This window comes from Rhodonellum psychrophilum GCM71 = DSM 17998, from assembly GCF_000381545.1.
Taxonomy (GTDB): Bacteria; Bacteroidota; Bacteroidia; order Cytophagales; family Cyclobacteriaceae; genus Rhodonellum; species Rhodonellum psychrophilum.
In genome coordinates this window covers 75,743-96,694 of sequence record NZ_KB906685.1, presented here as the reverse complement: position 1 = coordinate 96,694, position 20,952 = coordinate 75,743, and the positions used below count along the sequence as shown (strand labels likewise).

General features: G+C 39.8%; 19 protein-coding genes. 5 read left to right on the top strand and 14 right to left on the bottom strand.

All coding sequences use genetic code 11. The features are described from left to right. Window positions 1-10: 10 nt before the first annotated feature. On the top strand, window positions 11-865 hold the full coding sequence (locus tag F824_RS0117615; RefSeq protein ID WP_019599249.1) for a helix-turn-helix domain-containing protein: 855 nt from the start codon (window positions 11-13) through the stop codon (window positions 863-865). 8 nt (window positions 866-873) lie between these two features. Here the strand turns inward: F824_RS0117615 and F824_RS28005 are convergent, their stop codons facing one another. Together F824_RS28005 and F824_RS28000 are read right to left on the bottom strand one after the other, a co-directional pair. Next, on the bottom strand, window positions 874-1,080 hold the full coding sequence (locus F824_RS28005; RefSeq protein WP_081625011.1) for a GDCCVxC domain-containing (seleno)protein: 207 nt from the start codon (window positions 1,078-1,080) through the stop codon (window positions 874-876). Between the two features lie 8 nt (window positions 1,081-1,088). Then, window positions 1,089-1,415, bottom strand: coding sequence for a heavy-metal-associated domain-containing protein (locus F824_RS28000; protein ID WP_236613161.1), 327 nt, complete (start codon window positions 1,413-1,415; stop codon window positions 1,089-1,091). 429 nt (window positions 1,416-1,844) lie between these two features. Between F824_RS28000 and F824_RS26940 the strand changes: the two genes are divergently transcribed. After that, window positions 1,845-2,540 carry a hypothetical protein gene (locus tag F824_RS26940; protein ID WP_139189894.1) on the top strand — a complete coding sequence of 232 codons (696 nt, stop codon included), beginning with the start codon at window positions 1,845-1,847 and terminating at the stop codon, window positions 2,538-2,540. Here the strand turns inward: F824_RS26940 and F824_RS0117600 are convergent. The 7 genes from F824_RS0117600 to F824_RS0117565 form a co-directional block, all read right to left on the bottom strand. Beyond that, entirely contained in the window at window positions 2,537-3,574 is a 1,038-nt protein-coding gene (locus tag F824_RS0117600; RefSeq protein WP_019599245.1) for a glycoside hydrolase family 113, read from the bottom strand. The two genes, F824_RS26940 and F824_RS0117600, sit on opposite strands and share 4 nt — an antisense overlap. Before the next feature lie 5 nt (window positions 3,575-3,579). Further along, on the bottom strand, window positions 3,580-4,320 hold the full coding sequence (locus F824_RS0117595; protein ID WP_026333782.1) for a DUF6503 family protein: 741 nt from the start codon (window positions 4,318-4,320) through the stop codon (window positions 3,580-3,582). A 102-nt stretch (window positions 4,321-4,422) separates the two neighbouring features. Continuing rightward, window positions 4,423-5,163, bottom strand: coding sequence for a hypothetical protein (locus F824_RS0117585; protein ID WP_019599242.1), 741 nt, complete (start codon window positions 5,161-5,163; stop codon window positions 4,423-4,425). A 3-nt stretch (window positions 5,164-5,166) separates the two neighbouring features. Then, window positions 5,167-6,480: a carotene biosynthesis associated membrane protein gene (locus tag F824_RS0117580; RefSeq protein WP_031326985.1), complete on the bottom strand. Its 1,314-nt coding sequence runs from the start codon at window positions 6,478-6,480 to the stop codon at window positions 5,167-5,169. Window positions 6,481-6,611: 131 nt separating this feature from the next. After that, the gene (locus F824_RS0117575; RefSeq protein WP_019599240.1) at window positions 6,612-7,499 is read right to left on the bottom strand and encodes a hypothetical protein; all 888 of its coding nucleotides are present in this window, start codon (window positions 7,497-7,499) and stop codon (window positions 6,612-6,614) included. A gap of 16 nt (window positions 7,500-7,515) precedes the next feature. Continuing rightward, window positions 7,516-8,625 carry a Gfo/Idh/MocA family protein gene (locus F824_RS0117570; RefSeq protein ID WP_033405414.1) on the bottom strand — a complete coding sequence of 370 codons (1,110 nt, stop codon included), beginning with the start codon at window positions 8,623-8,625 and terminating at the stop codon, window positions 7,516-7,518. Window positions 8,626-8,798: 173 nt separating this feature from the next. After that, window positions 8,799-10,190: an exopolysaccharide biosynthesis polyprenyl glycosylphosphotransferase gene (locus tag F824_RS0117565; protein WP_019599238.1), complete on the bottom strand. Its 1,392-nt coding sequence runs from the start codon at window positions 10,188-10,190 to the stop codon at window positions 8,799-8,801. 405 nt (window positions 10,191-10,595) lie between these two features. Between F824_RS0117565 and F824_RS26140 the strand changes: the two genes are divergently transcribed. The 3 genes from F824_RS26140 to F824_RS26135 all read left to right on the top strand — a co-directional run bounded on the left by F824_RS26140 (window position 10,596) and on the right by F824_RS26135 (window position 14,331). Then, window positions 10,596-11,498 carry a polysaccharide lyase gene (locus F824_RS26140; protein WP_019599237.1) on the top strand — a complete coding sequence of 301 codons (903 nt, stop codon included), beginning with the start codon at window positions 10,596-10,598 and terminating at the stop codon, window positions 11,496-11,498. A gap of 571 nt (window positions 11,499-12,069) precedes the next feature. After that, window positions 12,070-13,188 carry a glycosyltransferase family 4 protein gene (locus F824_RS0117550; protein WP_019599236.1) on the top strand — a complete coding sequence of 373 codons (1,119 nt, stop codon included), beginning with the start codon at window positions 12,070-12,072 and terminating at the stop codon, window positions 13,186-13,188. Window positions 13,189-13,206: 18 nt separating this feature from the next. Next, window positions 13,207-14,331, top strand: a complete 1,125-nt coding sequence (locus tag F824_RS26135) for a glycosyltransferase (RefSeq protein ID WP_019599235.1) — start codon at window positions 13,207-13,209, stop codon at window positions 14,329-14,331. A gap of 167 nt (window positions 14,332-14,498) precedes the next feature. Here F824_RS26135 and F824_RS0117540 read toward each other — a convergent pair whose 3' ends face one another. The 5 genes from F824_RS0117540 to F824_RS0117510 form a co-directional block, all read right to left on the bottom strand. Beyond that, window positions 14,499-15,410, bottom strand: a complete 912-nt coding sequence (locus F824_RS0117540; RefSeq protein WP_019599234.1) for a polysaccharide deacetylase family protein — start codon at window positions 15,408-15,410, stop codon at window positions 14,499-14,501. Between the two features lie 373 nt (window positions 15,411-15,783). Beyond that, a complete protein-coding gene (locus F824_RS0117525; protein WP_019599231.1) occupies window positions 15,784-16,818 on the bottom strand; it encodes a DUF354 domain-containing protein in 1,035 nt (344 codons plus the stop codon). 90 nt (window positions 16,819-16,908) lie between these two features. After that, window positions 16,909-17,844: a glycosyltransferase family 4 protein gene (locus F824_RS0117520; protein WP_019599230.1), complete on the bottom strand. Its 936-nt coding sequence runs from the start codon at window positions 17,842-17,844 to the stop codon at window positions 16,909-16,911. Window positions 17,845-17,926: 82 nt separating this feature from the next. Then, a complete protein-coding gene (locus tag F824_RS0117515; protein ID WP_019599229.1) occupies window positions 17,927-19,198 on the bottom strand; it encodes a hypothetical protein in 1,272 nt (423 codons plus the stop codon). Window positions 19,199-19,219: 21 nt separating this feature from the next. Beyond that, window positions 19,220-20,773: an oligosaccharide flippase family protein gene (locus tag F824_RS0117510; protein WP_019599228.1), complete on the bottom strand. Its 1,554-nt coding sequence runs from the start codon at window positions 20,771-20,773 to the stop codon at window positions 19,220-19,222. Between the last annotated feature and the right edge of the window lie 179 nt (window positions 20,774-20,952).

Sequence of the window (20,952 nt, the reverse complement as noted above, 5' to 3'; positions counted from 1 at the left end):
ACCCCTTCTTATGATACAGCGTTTTCAACATCCTGCCATTGCCTCCACGTTTATTCTCGCTGACCAAGAGGACATCTCTTCGGCGATCCTTTTTGCAGACAGGCATCTGAAATTTATCTGGAACCAAGATGAAAAAGAACTTTCCCTGACCGTTGATGGCCTTTCTCTGACGCTTTTGCAAAACCAGATCCTCTGTTGCACCTACAACCAAGATATACAGATTCCCAATGGTGACAATGCGCTTGTGGTCTTGTTTTTCAACAAAGAATTTTACTGCATCCATACCTTTGATCAGGAAGTTTCCTGTAACGGACTTTTGTTTTTTGGTTCAGACTTCACCCCAGTCATTCAATTGGACGATGAGGAGACCCAAAGCCTTGGGTTTTTGGTAGAAGTATTGAAAAAGGAATTCAAGACAGTTGACAACAACCAAGAAGAAATGCTTAGGATCCTGCTCAAAAGATTTATTATCCTAGTTACCCGCCTAGCTAGGAAGCAACTTTTAAAAGTAAGTACAAATCCTCGGGAAATAGATGTTCTCCGGCAATTCAACTCCCTCGTTGAAGAACATTTCAAAACCAAAAAAAATGTGGGGGAATATGCCGACCTGATGAATAGGTCCCCAAAAACCATTGCCAATATTTTCACCAAATTGAGTAAAAAGTCTCCTCTGCAAGTAATCCATGATAGGGTTTCAATGGAGGCCAAAAGGCTCTTGCTCTATACGGATGTCCCCATCAAATCCATAGGGTATGAACTAGGTTACGAAGACTACGCCCAATTCAGTAAGTTTTTCAAAAAAACCACTGGAACAAATCCGCAGGAATTCAGGATTAAAAACCCGGGTTTGGCAAAGACCCTTTGACCCATTCTTCAACAACAGTTTTCATTGCGCTGCACAGAGGGACATTTGACCGAGCCAAAGCTGCAAAACACACAACAGTCACCTGAGTGTGGTTTTAAAACAGCATGACAATTCACGCATTCATAGAAAAACTGGCATGCATCTACAGGCATTTTTTCCATTTTTTGAAAGCCACAATTTGGGCAAGTGAAAAGAGAATTTAGAATGGTTTCCATATTTGAATTTATTTGATTGCTCTGATTTTATATCCTGAATGGTTGATGACTTCTTTGATTTGAGCCAAACTGACTTTGATTTGATTAAAACCCACTTTTGCCGTCGCTTCTTCGTAACTGACATTTATGGAAACAATTCCTGGCAATTTATTCACGTCATTTTCAACGTGGGAAGCACAGCCATTACAGGTCATTCCCTTTATATCAGATAAAACTGTTTGAATGTCTAAAGCATTTATAACAATAACTTCCTTTTGGTTCTTGGAAGGCTGGAAGAGGTGAGCATAATTTGTGAACGTCAGCATCAATATAGCAGATATTAGAACTCCACCCAAAAATCTTTTGATCTGAACAAAGGGCTTTTTATCCTACTCGACACAGTCAGAATGGAATTCTTCTTGACTAAAAAGCTTTCGGGACGGGTTCAGATTTTGATACCAGGCAAAAGACAATCCCAAAATCGTAATTCCGATCAAGTAGGGTCGGGCAGGCCATTTTGAGAAAAAAAAACCGACATCCATGTATTGAAATCAAAAACAGAAACCATCTGACAAATTACTGAATTTACAGTCCATAATTGGATTGGCAATGCAAAACAGGTGTTTAACAGAAATTCATCTTTTCTATCTATTGCTGAAGTTTGAATTTCGGGTTTAAAATCAAATTTATTTGATATCAAATTAAGATTAGAATGAAACATAGTTACTGGAACATTTCCTAAATTGTATGGCACTGATTTAAACAAATTATCCATCAATGAAACTGTGACGAAAAACACAACTCCACCGGACACCTCTTTGCTGTACTATTCCGAAAAGGCAAGACAAAATACTTGGCTGTACAGAGGAACACTTGGCCTCAGGTTTCTCTTATCTATGGCTTTTATTCCTACAGGTTTGGTGAAACTTTTAGGCTTGCCTTTTTCAAATTTAGGAAGCACAAGTCCCATAGGTCTGTTTTTTGACATGCTGCTCTCTACAGGAGTTTATTGGCAGTTTCTTGGAGGAATACAGATTCTGGCTGGCGTACTGGTCATGCTCAACAGAACGTTGGCAATTGGCAGTATCCTTTTCACCGGAATCATGTTGAATATTTTATTCATTACTATTGGGTTAGGTTTTGGCAATACTGCCTACTTGGCTTTTATGATGGTATTGGGATGCCTTTGGCTTTGTTTTTGGGAATGGGGGAAATTGAGGACCTTATTTTTTGTGCAAATTTCTGTTATTTCTCAAACAGCACAATTCAGGTCAAAGTCAGTGGGATTAACGGCTGCTGAAAAAATAGTATATGGCATTGGTTATGGCTGTGGTCTGTTATTTTTTGGGATGACAAGGGGGCTTCAATTGCCTTTGGGAACAGAAATCCTATTGTTGGGCGTTGGCTTTTCCTGTTTAATTCTTGCTTTCATCTATGGATTTAGAGTCAATCGGAGACACCAGAATCATAGCCCTACCTAGTTCTCCCCAGCATAAAAACTTCTCATCACTTCCTGCGCCAATTTGTTTTGAGGGGTAAAATCCGGCTGCCTGTCCCGTGGCTGTGGATACCATTTCCAAAAATAAGCACCTGCCAACCAATCCATTTTCCAGGCGGTTTCAAAAAATGCCTGATAACACAATGCCTGCATCTCCTCCGACAAGGCCACGTCCTTGCGCTCATTCGGCCATACCCAGGGTTCGACCGATGCATCTATCGTGTTGCAATAGCCGATTTCGGTAAAAAGAACCGGTTTCTGAAAACGCTTTTGGACTTTCTCGATTTCCTTGATTTTTTTGTTCCAGCTTTTGACCAAGGTTTGCAGATTGGGATTGGATTTTTCCGATAAAGGAAAATAAGCCTGAATCCCAATATAATCGAGCGCATCCCAAAATTCAATTTGTTCATATTCCGTGAAATTGGCGGCATAGGTAATTTCACCCTTATACACGGCTCTGATTTCGGAGATAATTTTTCGCCAATCCGCCTCCCTTTTTGAGGTAAGTTCCAATTCAGTTCCGATGCACAAAACGGGAATCTGATGCTCTTGGGCATACTTTGCATAGTACATGATGAATTCGGAGTATTCTCCAAACCAAGTGGTCCAATCCTCCTCGGACTGCATGCTGATGGCACCGGGCCATTGCCCACGCACCCATAAATGTGGCTTGAGAATGCTTTCAACACCCTTTTCCCGACCCAAATCCGTGGTTACTTTTACACCTTCGAGGGATTCTCCCCACCACATCTTCTCGGAATCCCGCTCCCAACGAATTCCAGGGCTTTTTGGATCTGATTGCCAGCCGAATGGCGTCTGGGAAATATGAGTGATGCCCAAGTGTCTGAGTGAATCCAGTTCCCAGCCTTCTAAAGGCCTAGGACTTCCTACCCAGCAAATGCCTTTTTGTTTGTCGGTGATTTTTATTGTATTGATCCCTTCCGCAACCTGATATTGATATGCCCAAAACCCAAAGAAGAGAAGGACAATAGGAAGCAGCAGGAGGGCCTTTTTCATCGGGATTATTTTAGGATTTCCACTTTGATGTTTTCCAAAAGAATTTCGGAAAGCAATTCCAATTTACCTTCCTTGAAGAGGGCTTCCATTTCCTCTACTGGTGTATCTTTCATTGCGGGTTTGTAATTCTCATAATCCAGGAAAACCAATTCTCCCACTTCATGTGTTTTGATCGCTCGACGGAAGCGTACCCCTCCCCCATCGGTATGGTAAGAATATGCCACGTATCCGATTCTAAAGGTTTCCTTATCGAACCAATAAATGAACTCGTCGTCAAAATCCTCTCCTCCACCCACTTCCGAAAAAGTCACTTTTATCAATTGATATGCTTTTCCCTCCAATTCGGATTCGCCAAGATATTCCTTGTAAACCGAGGCATCATTGAGCCCGTAAGGCAAAAAAGCGAAGTAGGCAACGGAATTGACCGAATTGGTAAATGCCTTTGTTTGCTTTTCATCCAAGGTCACTTCCTGTCCATTTACAGTCCTAACGAAGCCTGAATTGTTCAGTACATCCCGCACCAGCCCCGTGGAATCGGTAAACTCGCGGACATATTCAAAAGCGTTTGGCGATTTGAAAATTTCATAATGCCGCTCCCTAAAATCAAACTCGATTTTCGCTTTTTCAAACAAAATGCCTCCATGGGCTTCGATGGCTTTGTCCACGATCTTTTCTGCCTCTGTCCTTGAAGTACAAGAGGAGATCATGCTAGTCAATAAAATTACAAGGGGAAGTAGATGGCGCATTTTATTTTTTTTTATAAAACCCATATATCCAATAAATTTGGGAGTTAATGGATTTGAATTTAATCAAAATTTCAAAGGGCATAAAACCCCGATTTTTCATTATCAATTGATGATGCTATATTTTCTATAGGCATAAGTGGCCCTAAGATACAAATGATTGCCTAGGCTGTCAACGCGAAAACTCTCTCTACTGGATGGAAAAAGGATTTCCGTGGATGTATCCCAATCCAAGTTGTAAACTTGGCTGTAATGTCCTGAAGTTTTTGCCCTGTACGCGACAATTCGGTATGTTTCGGGATGAAAATAATACCACCAAATATCGATATTTGGATCCTTGGGATCTCCATCAATCACCCGGACTGTTTCCATTTCCCTGCCATCCTGTAATTTGGTAATGCCTTCATGGAGTAGTGTTTTGCCTTCATCAAGGAGATCAAAGGGTTTTGTCAACACATAGTAGGCAGCGTCAAGATCCTTCTTTTTTGCCTGAAGAAAACCTTCATTCTGGATTTCGTTTTTCCCCATCCAATATTGGGTTTTGAGGCCATCGAAAATGACTTTATGGATAATGCTGTCTTTTTCCCAAGTCATCTTGGCCTCAAAATATGGTTTGAACCTGAATTCCTGTTGCTGGACAGTATGGGTTTCAATTTCCCCGTTCTCCAAATAAAGCCTAGTCTCCTTTTCGAAAGAAAAATTCCGGATATTCCCCCAGCTTTCTTGACCACCATGCGCCTCAATCGATTTTTCGATGAGGGCAATGGCTTTTTTGTCCTGTGAGCTGGAGCAAGAAAAAACAAAAAAGAGAACAATCAGTAATTTAAGGTTCGGGAAATCAAGCATTTTTTATACTTTTTTGATGGGGACAAATCTCCTCAAATAATTCCAATAAACGAAAGCCAATAATGCCCCATATTCCAAAAGCAACAAATAGGGATTTTCCGCAAAATCACGATTTCCATATGCGGAATAGGATAGGAAAACCAAGCAGGACCAAACCAGGAAAATCCTGTTTTTGGTAAGCACGCTCAACCCAACAGCCGGAATCAAATACCATGGATGCACTACAGTCTGGAATAGAAGATAAACCAGCAATATCCAAACCATCCCTTCAGCCAGGGATTCCTTTTTTTCGATTTTCCAAAAAAAAGAAAAACCCAATATCCCCAAGGCAAGCAACAGATTAAATATCGGGCCCAAAGTCCCAATGGGATTGTATCCTAAAAAGAAAGAAAACACTTCCCTTAGGAGATAATACAAAGAGGCATTGAATTCGAAGCTGCTTTGGTACAGGCGTATGATCTGCCAGAAACCCTTTCCACTATCGCCTATTGCCAGTGGCGCAACGAAAAACCCTATGGCAATCGCTGCAAGAAGCAGGAAAACGAACCCTTTTTTCCTAGGCCAAGCCATCAACCAAATTGGCCCAAACATCAAAGGACTGAGTTTGATTCCTACCGCCCAACTCCAGCCGAAAGCAGAAAGCCCTGCTTTCATTTTGCCCCAGCCATATACTGCCAGCAGCAATCCGGTCAACACGATTCCTTCAAAATGAAGGTTTCCAGTGCATTCCATAATCACCAGAGGATTGAATGCATACAGCCAAATCCTGGTTGTGGGCAACTTCCAGTCTTGAAGAATCCTCAAAATCAGGAAAATATTCAATCCTTCAAAAATGAGGATCAAGCCACGTAAGACCAACACATTCCAAATCAGGTTTTCTCCCGGCAATGCTGCCAACCAAAAAAACAACTGATGCAAGGGAGGATAAACTGAATAGTATTGGCTGGAATTCATTTGCTCCAGCAAGGATTGCCAATAGCCGTTGGCCGGAATCCCCAACAAACCGAAAGCCTCTTCCGGTAGATTGAGATAGGGGTTAACACCCAGTTTCAGCAATTGCCCGTCAAAAACAAAACGGTAAAAATCATCGGACAATTCAGGCGTCGCGCCAAAGAGCAAAAGACGTAAAACCAAGGCCATGGCAATTCCAAAGCCAATGGAAAACCCTTCGTTTTTGGCACTTTTGCAAATCAAATAATACATCCCAAAAGCCAATCCATACATCCCTGCCAGCCCTCCGAAATTTTCTCTTGGCAAAAAATAGCCCATTATGACAATCGCCAAGGCATAAAGAAACAGGTAAAGGGATGTTCTCAAAGTTGATGGTTATGGAAGATTTGATTGGGATCGGAATGGGAGGATGAATTTGGTTTGACACCTTGTAGGAAGGATTGAAAAATCGATTTTCTTCCCAAAATCTTTTTTTCTGTTCCAGATCAATTCAATTCCTATTTCAACTTCAACTCCTCCCTCAAAAACGCATCCTCTAATTTATTTTTTTTCCAATAGTCCAGCATCTTCAAACCTTTTCTAACGGCCTTTGTGATTTCCTGTTTGCCGTCCTCTTTGGTTTCTAATTCTTCCCATCCCATGATTTGAAATGGAAATTCCTTTTCAAAGTCTATTCTTAAGGTTCGCTTTCCGGAACCGTAAGTAAGCTCCAATTGCCTTCTTTGTGTACTGATATCCTGAATTCTGATAAAAGCCTCCTCAGACTTCATTTCCTGATGGCTCAATCGCTGATAGATCAAGGATGGAAAAACCTGGACTCCCCCGAGTGGTATTTCATTGGGGTTGATTCGGATCAAATTCCAAAGGTCATCTTCGGCCAATCCTGAGAAGGAAAAGGAATGATCCCCTTCCGATTCAAAGTAAGAGAAAATCTGTCCACTATAATTCTCTCCTTTCTTGAGATTGACTTGGGTAAAAGTATGTCCGCACCATTCCTGAGAGGAAGCCGTGAATTTCAATCCCCGTGAATTTTCTTTGGTAGGAGTAAATGCAGAAAGCATCATGTTGTACGGATAAATGCCGGTGTTAAAATTCCGAGTCTGATTCATTTTCAAAACAGATACCTTATCTTTTTTTGAGGCTTCAGGGTCATCCAATTTCACCTGATTTTTTCTTGAAAAATCCTCCGTCACGAAAATGAGGACCGCTTCCCCTTCTCTTGGCTCTCCATAGCGGTACTGGGTCAAGTCAAAACTACTGATCTCGGCCTGTCCCTGAAACCAATATTTCCCCCATTCTTCAAAATCAATATTTTCCCTTTGGGGTTGAGAGCAAGAGGCAAGCAGAAGTGTTATGCCAAAAACGGCAATCCAATTTTTCTTCATTTTAGTGTTTTTTGACCTATTCAAAATAAACTGTTTTTCCTGTTGCTGCCGATTTCTTTGCTGCATCCAATATCCTGACCACCATCATATTGTTTTCAAGACTGTACAGGCCAAATGGTTCGGGCTGAATTTTTCCTGAAATCACCTCTACAAAATAAGCAAATGGATTGACATAAACCCCAGTTTCCTCCTGTGAAACTAGAACAGTCTTTTCTTTACCAGAATCTGCATATCGGAATTTCATTGTGTTTTTATCCGCCGCGATCACATAGCCCCTTTCCCCGTAGATTTCCATGTCTTTTCGATCGAAAGGCCAATTCCATGATCCTTGAATAATGGCCTGGGCATTGGGATAAGTCACAATAATGGTCGCCTCATCCTCTACCAAGGGATAAATTTCCGGCTTGTGTGTTTGCGTCACTGCCGTGACCGAAATCGGCTCCACTCCATGCGTCAATGTAGTCATGATATTGGCACCATAGCAGCCAAAGTCAACCAATGCGCCTCCTCCATTCTGTTCAGGATCTGTCAGCCAATTCAAAAACTCGGGACCAACACCTATTTCCTTTGGCCCTTTATGCCCGTGGTGAAAGACCGCTTTCCTAAGCTGACCAAAATTCTCATTTCCCTGACTGCCAATTTGAATGGACTTCATGGTGCTAGGGTACCATGAAGTTTCAAAATTTGTGAGCAATTGAATCTTGTTTTCTTCTGCCAATTTTTTCATTTCTTGGGCTTGCTCCATATTGATTGCCAATGGTTTTTCCACCATCACATGAATCCCCCGAGGAGCTGCCGCTTGGACAACACTTAAATGCTCGGATATCGGCCCAAAAGCCAACAAACCGTCAGGCTTTTGATCGTCTAGCATCTTGGTCAAATCGGTGTAGAAAAGGTCTTTTTGGAGTTTATACCGGTCGATGAATTCATTGATCAAAGCTGTATCCGTTTCAAAAACCCCAACCAAATTAAAATCTCCCTGAAAGTGATTTTGAAAAATCCATCCTGAATGTCCGTGGGACAGTCCTGCCATCGCTATCTTAATCGGCTTTTCCAGGCTTGCCTCCGAAAAAGCGACGGTGGAAAAGAAGCAGTTGAAAAACACAAACAGGATGACGGTTTTCATGGGCTTATGGGGAATGAATGGTAAGTAGGTCCAAAACAAAAATACACAATCTGCCACTAAAAAATGGTTTGTCTCCATCTAATCTTGTTACACACTCAAAATCAAAAAATGGGTGAGCTATAATTTGGTTTGAATATATTTCCCCCCGATTCCAGGTATTGGTTCAAAAGACCCTAAAATGCGCTTTTATGTGTTTTGGCACTAAATATGGTTTTGTAAATGATCCTGAGATCCAGCCAAAAAGACCAATTGTTGAGGTACCACAGGTCATGTTGGGTCCGCTGTTTTTTCTGCTCACAGGTCTCCAAAGGCCCCCTCCAACCATTTACTTGTGCCCAGCCGGTGATGCCGGGTCTATAATAATGCCTGACCATATAATTTTCTTCAGAAGCCTGCATGAGTTGATTCAGGTAGGTTCTATGGGGCCGGGGGCCAATCACGCTCATCTCTCCAGTGAGTACATTCATAAATTGAGGAAGTTCATCCAGACTGTATTTTCGCAAAAATTTACCAATTCTAGTGATCCTTGGATCATCTTTTACCGTGGACATGGTTCCCCCTTGGCTATTGTCATTTTGAGACATTGTCCTAAACTTGAACACCTTAAATGGCTTTCCTCCTTTGCCAATCCGTTGGGGACAATAGAAAACCGGCCCTTTGGATTCCATTTTAATCAATGTTGCAATAAGCAGAAATAACGGCGAAAGAAACAAAAGGGCAAAGGTCGAGAAAACAATATCGAAAGAGGTTTTTTGAAGGTTTGGGAACCACTCATCCAAGGGAAGTTGGCGCACATTGACCATTTCCAGATCGCCAAAATGATAAGACTTGAAACTCCCCCCAAAAATACTTTCGTAGTCGGGAACAAACCTCACTCTGGCACCATGGTAATCCGCAACTTTGACGATGGATTTAATACTGTCAATCTCACGGAAAGATAAGGCGATGATGATCTCACTCACATAGTTTTTATTGAGATAGTCGTTCAGATTTTCCAGAGTAGTGACGACTCTGTCTTTCTTGATCAAACTGTTCTCGGCATTGCACAGGACAAATCCCTGCAAGGAATCGCCTTCAAACGGATTGGAAAGCATAAAGTCCTCCACTTTTTTTGCCAAGTAGCCCTCTCCTGCAATCAAGGTGGATTTGAATTTATTCTTCTTTTCCTGAAGTGGCCTGTAAACTTTGACCATGATCAGGTTGGTGATGGACCCCAAAATAGGGAATCCCACCAACAAGGCTAAAATCAGGTTCCTTATTTCCGTAGGGAAAGAAAAAATCATGTAGATCATCCCAATAATCCCAGCCAAGATAAAATAGGCCTTGAGATATTTCCCCATCCTTACTGTCAATATATTCTCCCCTCTGCCTTCTGCATACAACCTATTGCTATATCCAATGATCAACCATAAAAATATCAACGACCCTAAAATCAAGGTTTCCGATCCTTGAAAATCCACATCTTTTACCTTATAAAAATACACCGAAATGTAAAATGCCAAGCAAAGATTGATAATATCACCAAAAACAAACAGTGAGTTACTGGTTCTCTGAAAGTTGGACATAATCTTGAAAAATTTAAAAGTTAAAAATTACTTAAATATCTAAGGGTTCATCGGCTATCCAATCGCGGCATAAGACAATGAAGAAGGAAACATCACTACATCAAAAACCTAAACTTTTTCTTGTTATTTTTATTACTAATTAAATTTTTACTATAACTTTAATTGTTTTTATGTATTTAATATTAACAAATTACATTATAATTAACCTTTTAATTAGATTTTAAATTTACTGAATTGAAAGCATTTAATAAAATAAAATGCATTAAATTTAATCTGAAAAGCAATTATTTATTTTCAAAAAATCCAGAATCGCTCAAGAAGCACTCTTCAATGCAGATAAAAAATCTGAAACAGTGCCATAGCCTTTGAAGGAAACGGATTATCCATGTTTTTAAAAAAGCAAAAATGAACAAAGAACTTTTCATTTTTATCCTTCCCATATCCTTCGCTGTATTTGGTCTGCTATTGCTTTTTCCCGGTGAAACGCCGGACACCGGCCAGGATTCCAATCCAAAAGAACCAGATTCTCATTTACTCTATGAAGAAACATTCGAGGGTCCCGATCCCTTTGATTTTGTTTGGAAACAATTTCCCGAAAACCACTCCTTCCAAGTTTCAAACAGTCCGGTTTTTCAGGGAAAAAAATCCGGAAAATTCGAACTCCGGCACGGTGACCGCATCGTGACCAAAACTGGCGTAAGGTCAGAAGTCCTGTTTCCAGAGCAATTCCATCGTGAAAGATGGTATTCATTTGCTGTATATTTTCCGTCTGATGGCTATCCTGTTGACAATGACGCGGAAATCATCACCCAATGGCACCAAGAACAGATGGGGAGCCCCAGCACCTCACTTTTTGTAGAAAATGACCATTTGATAATTGTGGTGCGAAATGATCCTGTTTTCAACGGAGAAAAAAGAGAAAAACACGATCTCGGACAGGTGCCCAAAGACCAATGGCAAGAGTTCGTTTTTCATTTCATTCATTCAAATGATGGGGATGGCTTGTTGGAGATATGGAGGAATGGCGATAAAATTTTGACCCGATCAGGACCCAACATTTATCCTGGAATCCTACCCAAATGGAAAATCGGGATCTACAAATGGACCTGGGAAAAAACCAAAACCAGCGTAAACAAACGAATTGTATATTTTGACAATGTCCGGATGGGGAACGAAAAGGCCACATTGGAGGACTTGATGTCCATAAACTCGGTTTCAGCCAATAACGCCGCTCTCGCCAAATCTGGTCGAGCGTACCATGCTTTCCCTCCAACTGGAAAGGATACAATTGATTGCCCTGGTAGATAAAGAGTTACACGACTCCATGACTTGCCCCAAGTAAACTACTCTGCTGATGTCCTGGGTTTAAAATCAAGTTCAACCCTATAATACCGCTTTGATGGTAAAAAAAAATTCACCTCCTCCATAAAGCTAGGGCTCCTAGGGAAACCCCCTCCAAAATCTTATTCAAATCACACATAATCACTGTATAATTTTATTTTCTCTTTAAATCTATGGATTAAAAGATTTAATAATTTTATTGGCTATATTTCTATAACTAAAGACAAAGCGGAATTGAGCGCGTGCCTTTGGAAAAAAATCTACCTTTTTCTTTTTCGAAAACCTAAAAAGACATTCTATTGGGAAAACTCGATTCATTCAACAAACATCCATATTAAACCTGTAATCAAACACCCTACGAATTTGGAAAATCACTAAGAAACTTTCCTCATGTTCTGATATTACGCCGACTCCTTTTTACAATGGTTCCCGAGCAAAAAAACCAAAAATTTCCAAATTGATACTTTTCTTTTTGTGAAAATTAAATGTTTTGAATTTCAAATGATTTCACTGTTTCGTCCAAATAACTGACAATCATATGTCCAAATTTTTATTCAATGATACCGATATTATTGACCTGATCGTGAAAAATGAAAGCCCATCGGGAGGCGCTGCGGTACAATCCTTTGTTTGGGTTCGGGCACTCATCAAACTTGGCCATGAAGTAGTGATTTTGAAAGACCCGGCAGACAGCAGATCGATAAAAGCAGAATGGAATGAACTGGATGTAGTCCCTACATACGATTCCCGCAAAGGACTGAAATGGTTCAGGTGGATATATTATCGTTTTCCAAGCATTTACCAATTGTTGAAAAGAGAGAAGCCCGACTTTCTCTATGAAAGCAATCCAAGCTGGATTTCCTTTTATACCGCCTGGATGTGCAAAAAACTTAAAATCAAGTACATTGCCCGTATCCCATTGGACGCACAACTCGACCATCGCTATCGAGAAACGCACTCGAGGTCACATGTCTTTTTTATGAACAAGGGTTTGGGCATGGCCAGCATTATCCTATGTCAAAACGATTATCAAATACAATTGGTCCAACAAAAATTCCCTGGAAAAAAGGTATTGAAAATACACAACCCATTCATTTTCAATACCCACGATTTAAAACAGGACAGTCAACCAAAGAAACTTTATATCGCATGGGTAGCCAATTTCAGATTCCAAAAAAACCTGAAATTACTCTACGAAATCGCTGAGCGATTGAAAGAAGAACAATTTAGAATAGTGGGAAGTACTAGCCAAATGACGGATAACGAAAGTGCTGTGTATCTGAAAAAACTCAAAAAACTCCCAAATGTGCAGATTGAGGGTTTTTTTGAAAGAGAAAAAATAATGGGTTTCTTAAGAGATGCCAAATTTTTACTGAACACTTCCAGGTTTGAAGGATTTAGCAACACTTTTTTGGAAACCATGCATGTGGGAACTCCTATACTCACCACCCATAATGTGAATCCCGACAAAATAATTGGGGACCATCAATTGGGTCTTTTATACGGGGATGTGGAGGATTTGGAGACTCAATTGAGGCAATTAAGCACCGAAACGTATCATCAACTTTCCCAAAACTGTCAAAAATATGTAAGGGAAAACCATGACTATTTATGTTTGACAAAAAAATTGTTAAACACCCTGAAGGAATTGGATTAATCACTAAAGGAATAAAAAATGAAAATCATTCAAATAATATTCACGTTGAACCAAGGAGGAGCCGAAAGATTTGTACTGGATTTATCGAATGAACTGGCTCAGAAACATGACGTCCATTTGTTTATCGTTCGAAACGAGGAGGAAAAAAACGATTTTTTCAAAAACGAACTTGATGACAAAGTAAAATACAGAAGTCTGGGATTCCAATATGGATTTAAACCCTTTGATCACCTAAAAATATACAAGCTCATCAAGGAGGAAAATCCAGATGTAGTTCATTGTCACATGAATACGATCTTGCTTGTTTTGCTCCCCTCAATTTTTCTCAAAGAAATCAAGTTTTTCCATACCGTACACAATGATGCAAAGAAAGAAGCAAAAAACCTTTTGTTTTCAGGTCTAAGGAAATTTTTCTATCAGAAATCACTGATTCACCCCATCACCATTTCCCAAGAAAGCAAGGATTCGTTTTTGAGATTTTATGGATTTGACAATTCCACCTTGATCTATAACGGAAGAAAATTCCCTGAAAAAACGGGAAATTTTTTGAAGGTGAAATCAGAAATAGAATCCCTTAAAGAAGCCCCTACTGATTTGGTTTTTCTTCACGTCGCAAGGTTCAATGAACAAAAAAATCAATTCATGTTGATTCGGGTTTTTAACCAATTGATCAGGGAAAATAATGGAATTATCTTGTTAATTGTGGGGATGGGTTTTGATTTTGAGGAAGCCGAAGAATTGGTGGCCACTGCTGGAAAAGGGATTTACTTTTTGGGCGAGAAAACCAATGTTGCCGATTATTACCATTCGGCGGATGCCTTTTGCCTCAGTTCGCATTTTGAAGGGATGCCAATTTCCATCATTGAAGCATTTGCATGTGGCTGTGTTCCCATTTGTACTCCCGTGGGAGGGATCACCAATGTAGTGAAAAACGGAACCACTGGTTTTTTGTCAAAGGATACCAGTGAAGCATCTTACTATCTGTCTGTTAAGGAATTTTTGAAAAATCCGGATTCCATAGATCGGAATGGATTGAAAGTCTATTTTGAAAAGAATTTCTCGATCAAAAAATGCGCTGAACTTTATGAGAAAACATTTCAAAAGGGAATGAAAAAAACCACGAAATTATTGGAAAGTGTTTGAGCAGAATGACCAATTCTATCCCAACCTAAAACTGCTTTATAATCGGTCTATGTGTACTGTTTTTGATTTCCCCCTATCGATTCCCCGCCTGATTTTCCCGTAGCCTGATTTTCTTTCGGTTTTAAAAACCATTAGGAAACCTCATGCATATTAAGGGTTTAAGTCCCTTAAAATTTTTTCTTGAAGATCTTTATAGAGTTCGAATGCCAAATACCCATGATTCTACAAATGTTTTCGGCTTGTGAAGCCCCTTCCAAAAACCCTATCCTTGGGACAGCATACATGTCCTGCAAATTTTCTCGGGTGATATATTGCGGATTGTTTGCAAAACCAATCATGTAATCAAAATCATCGAGCATTTTTTTCTCTCGATCACCAAAATCACCATTTGGATAAGCAAAGGAAATAACCTCCTTCCCCACCCAATCCTCAAGTTTTTGAGCACAAATCCTGAGTTCAGATTTTAATTGGCTGTCGGTACATTGGTTCAGAATTGGATGGGTGTGACTATGCGCACCAATGGTGACATAGGGAGACATAGAGATCCTTTGGACTTGTTCTACGGTCATTGCCTCTCTGGCAAGGGTAAGTTTTTCTTTAATTTTGTTTACGATGGACAATCTTTCCTCATTTGGGAGCCTCTTTAAGGCCTCGGTAGAAGGATAGCCCAGCTTGAGACGCCCAGCTTTTTTTGAATAGGAAAACCAAAAATTACCCTCCTCCACCGGCTCCGTCGTTACAAAAATCGCAATGGGAACTTTGTATTTATTCGCCAGTTCCACCATGTTTGTCTCATTGGAGGCCCAACCATCATCCACGGTTAAGAGTACAGCCCCTTTTGGGAACGCCATCTCTTCATTATGGATTTTACGCAAATCATCTATACTGATGAAATGGAAACCGTTATTGATCAACCAATTCAATGTGAATTCAAACTCTTTCTTCGACGGGTTGTGAAAATAAATAGAGAGAATAAATTCACCCGACTGGGCTTTTTCTTTGGCTTTTTTGACTACCCCAGAAATTCTAAGGAATTGTGCATAAAAATATGCAATCGTGTTTCTTAGGTTTAATTTCATCTTGTCTATCAATTTTGAAATGGGAGAAACAATTTTTACTCTATAAAAAAATTCATAAAGGCTTTGGAAAAGAGAAAAGCGTCTGCAAAAAAAGCGTTACCATGTCCCTTGAATTCTGGGCTTTGGGAGACGGTACCCCGTGGACAATCCTCTAACAATCTCTCCCTCGCAAACAGGAAATCTTGATCCTCCATTGCCAAAAAAAACCGTTTCCCCTAAGAATTTCGATTGACAGTTTCTCTTTTGTGATTTCTGAATTTTCAATGGATTCCACATTCATAAATCAAAAATTTAACTTTGACAGACTGTGTTTCTGGGAATTTAAATTGACAGGTTATCTTAACAGGATTCATTACCCAACTTACCAGTTGCTTTATTCGTGCTTCAAAACCTCCTTGACCATAAATGAAGTTGTGTCTATGCATTGGGCCAATAAATTTTCCCTTTTTGCTTGGAAAATAGCTTCGCTTTCTTGGTCTTTTAGAATTTCCACAGCCTTTCCAATAGCGCTTTTTTGATCAATTTCAGAAATACCATAATTGAATACGAGGCCAAACTCCTTTTCTTGCTCTTCCAAATAACCAAGTTTTAGACTACTGATAAAAAAGGCAGGAGTACCCAAAACAGCAGCTTCGGAGGACATGGTACCACTTTCGCCAAAGATCATGGAACTGTAATACAAGGCATCATGGATACGATCGTAAGGGATCTTGATCCGGTACTTTTCAAGATTTTCGGGGAGTTTTCCTTCCGAGGAAATGAAAACCCTCGCATATTTTGACAATTCCTGAACAGCATGGATTTTGTTTTGGAGCGACATTCCGGTCATGCCAAAATCATGGGCTGCTCCCCAGGAAACGAATCTAACTATCACAAACTTCTCTTTTTCGTGGACACCAAGTATTTCGAAGATTTCTGGATTTGGTGTGAAATAGGCTGGATGGAGGTAGGACAATTCCATATAACTTTTAAACCGGATCTGTTTTTTGCCCAAATCAGTCAGGTAACATGCAGGAGTGTAAATCGTCGAAGCAAAGGGTACGGTCAGTTGATGGTGCAATTTTGCATGCTCGGAATCGCTGAAAACCAACGATGGTTTGGACAGGTAGCTAGCCACTTGGGAAGGATAAGGATGCAGAAAATTCAGAAAAAGATCTGGTCGGAATTTTCTTGCAACGGAATGCAATTTCCAATTCGCGTATGCCATATACATGAACTTCCCTATTTTCCCATCCTTCCCTTTTCCACGGTCAATAAAAGGGATTTTATAATGGTTCAATAGTTTTTGGGCCATTTCTTTGTCCCGCGAAACAAACAATGTCTGGTGGCCAATTTCCCTCATTATCTCAGAAAAATTCCTGAAATAATGAACATGTGCAGGATGATTGATATCTATTAGTATGTTCATTGGAAAGTTATGAATATAGTACAAAAAGAGAGCAAAAAATCAATTCTATCGGATAAAAATAGAAAATCTATCCCTATCACGACACCAACGTCAGTTCAATACATTTTTATAGATTTTGAAAATATCATCGACGATCAGTCTGTTATCAAATTTTTTCAACACACTTTCGGGGTTGGTTATCCTTGCTGAAGATTTTGAGATTTCTGAAAGCACATTGACATATTTGTCGATATCCTTCTCAATAACGAAACAGTGATCCACTCCACTACAAATTTCCTCTACCTCGCCCACGTCATTCGACACAACCGGTAGGCGATTGATGATGGACTCTTTGATCACTTGGGGGCTTCCCTCTGACTTGCTACACATGAGCATCACGTCAGCAGCCTGCATCAAATGATTGGCTTCCTGCCTGTCATACCCTTTCAATTCAATAAATTTGACATTGCTTGAAGAGGATTTGGAAAGCTTTTCGATAACCGCAAAGGCAAATTCCGGATCCTTTACCTTTTTATCAAATCCGGAAGAAAACAACACCACAAAGTCTTCTTTTGACCAGCCAAATTTCTCCCTGGTGATTTCTCTAAATCCCAATTCCACATCTGTATCGATACCACAGGGGATAATGGAATAATTGGTCTTCACGTACTTCTCCATTTTACTGGAAACCAATATATTATGAGCCGAAAATTTGGATGCTGTAATAGAGAAAATCCTTTCGGAAATTTTATTGATATCCGTTCCATGAAATGTAATCACTACGTTAATTCTTTTTTTGGAAAAAATCTTGGCAAAGATTACGGCAAAACTTGAGAGCCCATTGTGCACATGGATGATATCGTATTCTCCCGAATCCCAAATAGCTGCGATCTCTTTGCTTGCATGGTAATACCCAAAAACACCCCCCTTTTGGATTAAATAATGATCTACCAATACTTGGGGATTCAATTCCAAAGCGAGGGCTTGTTCCCTTACAAAAGGATTGACTTTCGTTTCTTTTGGCCTACTAACGAATAATATTTTCACTGTCCCAAAGATTAAAAATTACAATAAGAGTATTTGCACGGAAACATTTCTAACCAAATCCCGATGGGGAACCAAGGAAAAACTAAGCATTCAAGGGTTCTAAGGATTTCACTTTTCTTGAACAGATTACTTTTTGAAATAAAACTTCAGGCTTGGAAACCGGAAGAAATAAAACCAAATAGAAAAAAATCGAGCTGCTAAGCGTTGTATATCGACCTGTAATGGTGAATATCACAAATGCGATACTACAAAAAGCAAAATGATAATACTGACTCTTGGAATACGTTTTTAGCCAAGCTTGCCGAAACGCAAGGCTAACCATCATCAAATACAAAAACAATCCCAAAAACCCACTGCTGTGCACAATATTGGTCAAATCAGTATGAAGGGTTCTAGTGCCAAAAACCCCTTTCCCATAATTGCCCCCGCTTTGAAACAATTCATAGCCAAACCAGGGGCTGTAGTCAAAAAACACAAACATATCCTTGTAAAGCAGATTGAATTCCATCATACGGTTTTCTTCATTCAGCGACCTATTCTCCAAACCTCTTTTCTCATATCTTTCCCAGAAAGCATTTAAAAACCCAGTATAAAAAACAACAACCAGGCTAATGCTCCCAATGATGACACCATAAGCAATGAACTTTTTAATGTTCTGAAAATCCAAAAGCTCAAAAATCACAACCAATGAACCCAGTACACTGAGAAGCATGACCGTCCTTCTCATAGACAATAGAATCAAGAACATCGCAACCAAATAGACCATCAAATACAGGTTTTTTTTATCTTTGATCGCCTTTTTAAGCACAATATAAGTGGCAAAAACCAAAACATTAAAATCGGTAAAAGTCACATTGCCAAATAGAATCCCAGAATTGATCCCATACATTTCTACCGGTACGTAGGCGAATTTTGTGGATAGAACCGTATTCACGATAAATACAGTCAAAATCAAAAAAGCACATTTGCTGAGTTCCTCCATGATCTCGTTTCTTGAGAATTTTTGAAAGATCTCTGGGATAATGGGAATCAGAAGAAACAGCCATATCACAAAAAATAATGCCGGCCTGATCGAGATGATGTCTGTGGAGTTGGTCAACAATATTAAAATGTACAATATGGAAAATACAGCAAATACGTTTTTGATTACAAAAGGAAGATTGAAAACTGCAAAGTATAAAATAGCCGATGATATCACGACGTAATAAAAAAAGTAGGGCAAAGCGGGTACATACACTGTATTGCTAAAAAACAGGAATGGCAAATACACAATTGAGAGTTGCTTTTTGAACATGACTGCATACCCCATAAACAATAGGGTGGAAAATTCTAAAAGGAGAAAAAAAACATTCATAAATATTTGAAATACAATATTTTACCTATCATTAATTTTAAAAATTTTTATTTTACTCAGATTCGTCAAAAGAATCCTTCTTTGGTTATGCGTGAACCCAAGCACCCAAAACAATGGCATCAGAACCGCCACCGTCAATGCACCCCAAGAAATCAGTCCCAGCCAGGAATTGACCATTACCAATTCCTGCAAATAAGAGGCAGCGATCAAAGCAATTGAAGTGATGAGTAAAGGCCGGATATTCTCCATTGTGAAAAAGGAGGACTGGTCGTTTATTTTCTTTTTTAGGATCAAAGGAAATCCGAAGGTCAATACCATCCGACCCGCCAAAACACTGACACAAAGCCCTAAAATCTCAAAATCCTGCACCAGTAGAAATGCCAAGCCAATAGAAATCAGCGCTGAAAAGCCCGTCAAAAGAACCTTTGTTTTTAGATCCAGAGTCACATTGATAAAACTGCCCGCAGCACCGAAGAAAATATATTGCAATGCAATCAACAGGATAAACAAATTCTCTAAGTACCCCGCATAGTTGCCTTCCCCTACCCAGAGGTTTAAAAAAGACTGGTTGAACAATAAAATACCGGTTCCTATGGAAAAAGTAAACCACCAGATAATGGATTGTATCAGATTTTTGGAAATCAGTATTTTCTCAAATTCACCTTTTCCAAAAAAATTACCGATACCAGGCACTACCCCTGAAATCACGGCATTGATCAAGCCCCCCATCGCTGAGCTGGCAAACAAGGTCAACACATAAATGGTCACCATCTCCGGACCGACCAAATATCCCAGAATGATTTTTTCACTATTGAAAAGAATCATGCTGAAAATCATCGTCGCCATAAACCAGCCACTTAGTTTTGCATAGGAGCGGATTTTGCCCATGTCTGTCCTGCCAAAACCAAACCATGGAATGTTTTTTTTGACCAACCAATAAAAAACAAGACTGGTGAATACACCAATGAAAACCTGGACAACTGAAATCCCTATCAAACCATATCCTTGATAGATCACCCATATCTTAAGCAAGCCACTAAAAATCATAAGCATTGATCTCGCGCCCATGCCTTTGAATCCTAGGTTCATACCCCTTAAAACGGCTTCAAAAAGATCCATCAATTTATAAATGACCATGGAAAAAATCATAATGGCACTTGCTGCCCGCACCATGTTGTAATACTCCTCATTCACATTGGTCAAGATGGGTGCATACCAGATCAAAACCCCTCCAATCAAGAAAATAAAAGGTAGAATCAGTAGCGTTAAAACCAAGGCTGTGGTCACCTCGCTCCTCAGCTCTTCTTCGGAAGCCACACCCCGCTTTTGGGCAACCGTCCATTTCAAAACTTGAGCAGTTTGAATATCAGCCATATCTGCATATCCAGTCATTTCAAGCAAAATCTGATAGACTCCATAGAAGGTGCTTCCCAAGCCATTGACAATGATCGGGCTGACCACAAAACCCATTACCTGCTTGATCACATGATCCAGAATGCTGGTCACGGAATTGAGATAGGCCCTTTGCTTGTGGTTTTCTTTGGTAACGGTTTTGGTTTTTACAGATCCATCCATTTCTAAAAATTCAATTCGGAATGTTTTTTGGCAATTGAACCAGGATTTTCATTTTACGGCTTCGCCCCTTCAGTCCCATGCTTGGTGACATCGCAGTAAAATGTATTCTTAAATAATCAGGATAAACAGCGAGATAAAATCCTGAATCGGATCAGGATCTGTCAAAAAAATGACAGAAC

What these genes read in the sequence shown, in the direction of transcription:
- F824_RS0117600 (WP_019599245.1), bottom strand. Translation starts at nt 3,574, where the DNA reads ATGAAAAAGGCCCTCCTGCTGCTTCCTATTGTCCTTCTCTTCTTTGGG.
- F824_RS26135 (WP_019599235.1), top strand. Translation starts at nt 13,207, where the DNA reads ATGAAAATCATTCAAATAATATTCACGTTGAACCAAGGAGGAGCCGAA.
- F824_RS0117595 (WP_026333782.1), bottom strand. Translation starts at nt 4,320, where the DNA reads ATGCGCCATCTACTTCCCCTTGTAATTTTATTGACTAGCATGATCTCC.
- F824_RS26140 (WP_019599237.1), top strand. Translation starts at nt 10,596, where the DNA reads ATGAACAAAGAACTTTTCATTTTTATCCTTCCCATATCCTTCGCTGTA.
- F824_RS0117565 (WP_019599238.1), bottom strand. Translation starts at nt 10,190, where the DNA reads ATGTCCAACTTTCAGAGAACCAGTAACTCACTGTTTGTTTTTGGTGAT.
- F824_RS0117540 (WP_019599234.1), bottom strand. Translation starts at nt 15,410, where the DNA reads ATGAAATTAAACCTAAGAAACACGATTGCATATTTTTATGCACAATTC.
- F824_RS0117550 (WP_019599236.1), top strand. Translation starts at nt 12,070, where the DNA reads ATGTCCAAATTTTTATTCAATGATACCGATATTATTGACCTGATCGTG.
- F824_RS28005 (WP_081625011.1), bottom strand. Translation starts at nt 1,080, where the DNA reads ATGGAAACCATTCTAAATTCTCTTTTCACTTGCCCAAATTGTGGCTTT.
- F824_RS0117525 (WP_019599231.1), bottom strand. Translation starts at nt 16,818, where the DNA reads ATGAACATACTAATAGATATCAATCATCCTGCACATGTTCATTATTTC.
- F824_RS0117570 (WP_033405414.1), bottom strand. Translation starts at nt 8,625, where the DNA reads ATGAAAACCGTCATCCTGTTTGTGTTTTTCAACTGCTTCTTTTCCACC.
- F824_RS0117575 (WP_019599240.1), bottom strand. Translation starts at nt 7,499, where the DNA reads ATGAAGAAAAATTGGATTGCCGTTTTTGGCATAACACTTCTGCTTGCC.
- F824_RS0117510 (WP_019599228.1), bottom strand. Translation starts at nt 20,773, where the DNA reads ATGGATGGATCTGTAAAAACCAAAACCGTTACCAAAGAAAACCACAAG.
- F824_RS0117615 (WP_019599249.1), top strand. Translation starts at nt 11, where the DNA reads ATGATACAGCGTTTTCAACATCCTGCCATTGCCTCCACGTTTATTCTC.
- F824_RS0117515 (WP_019599229.1), bottom strand. Translation starts at nt 19,198, where the DNA reads ATGAATGTTTTTTTTCTCCTTTTAGAATTTTCCACCCTATTGTTTATG.
- F824_RS0117585 (WP_019599242.1), bottom strand. Translation starts at nt 5,163, where the DNA reads ATGCTTGATTTCCCGAACCTTAAATTACTGATTGTTCTCTTTTTTGTT.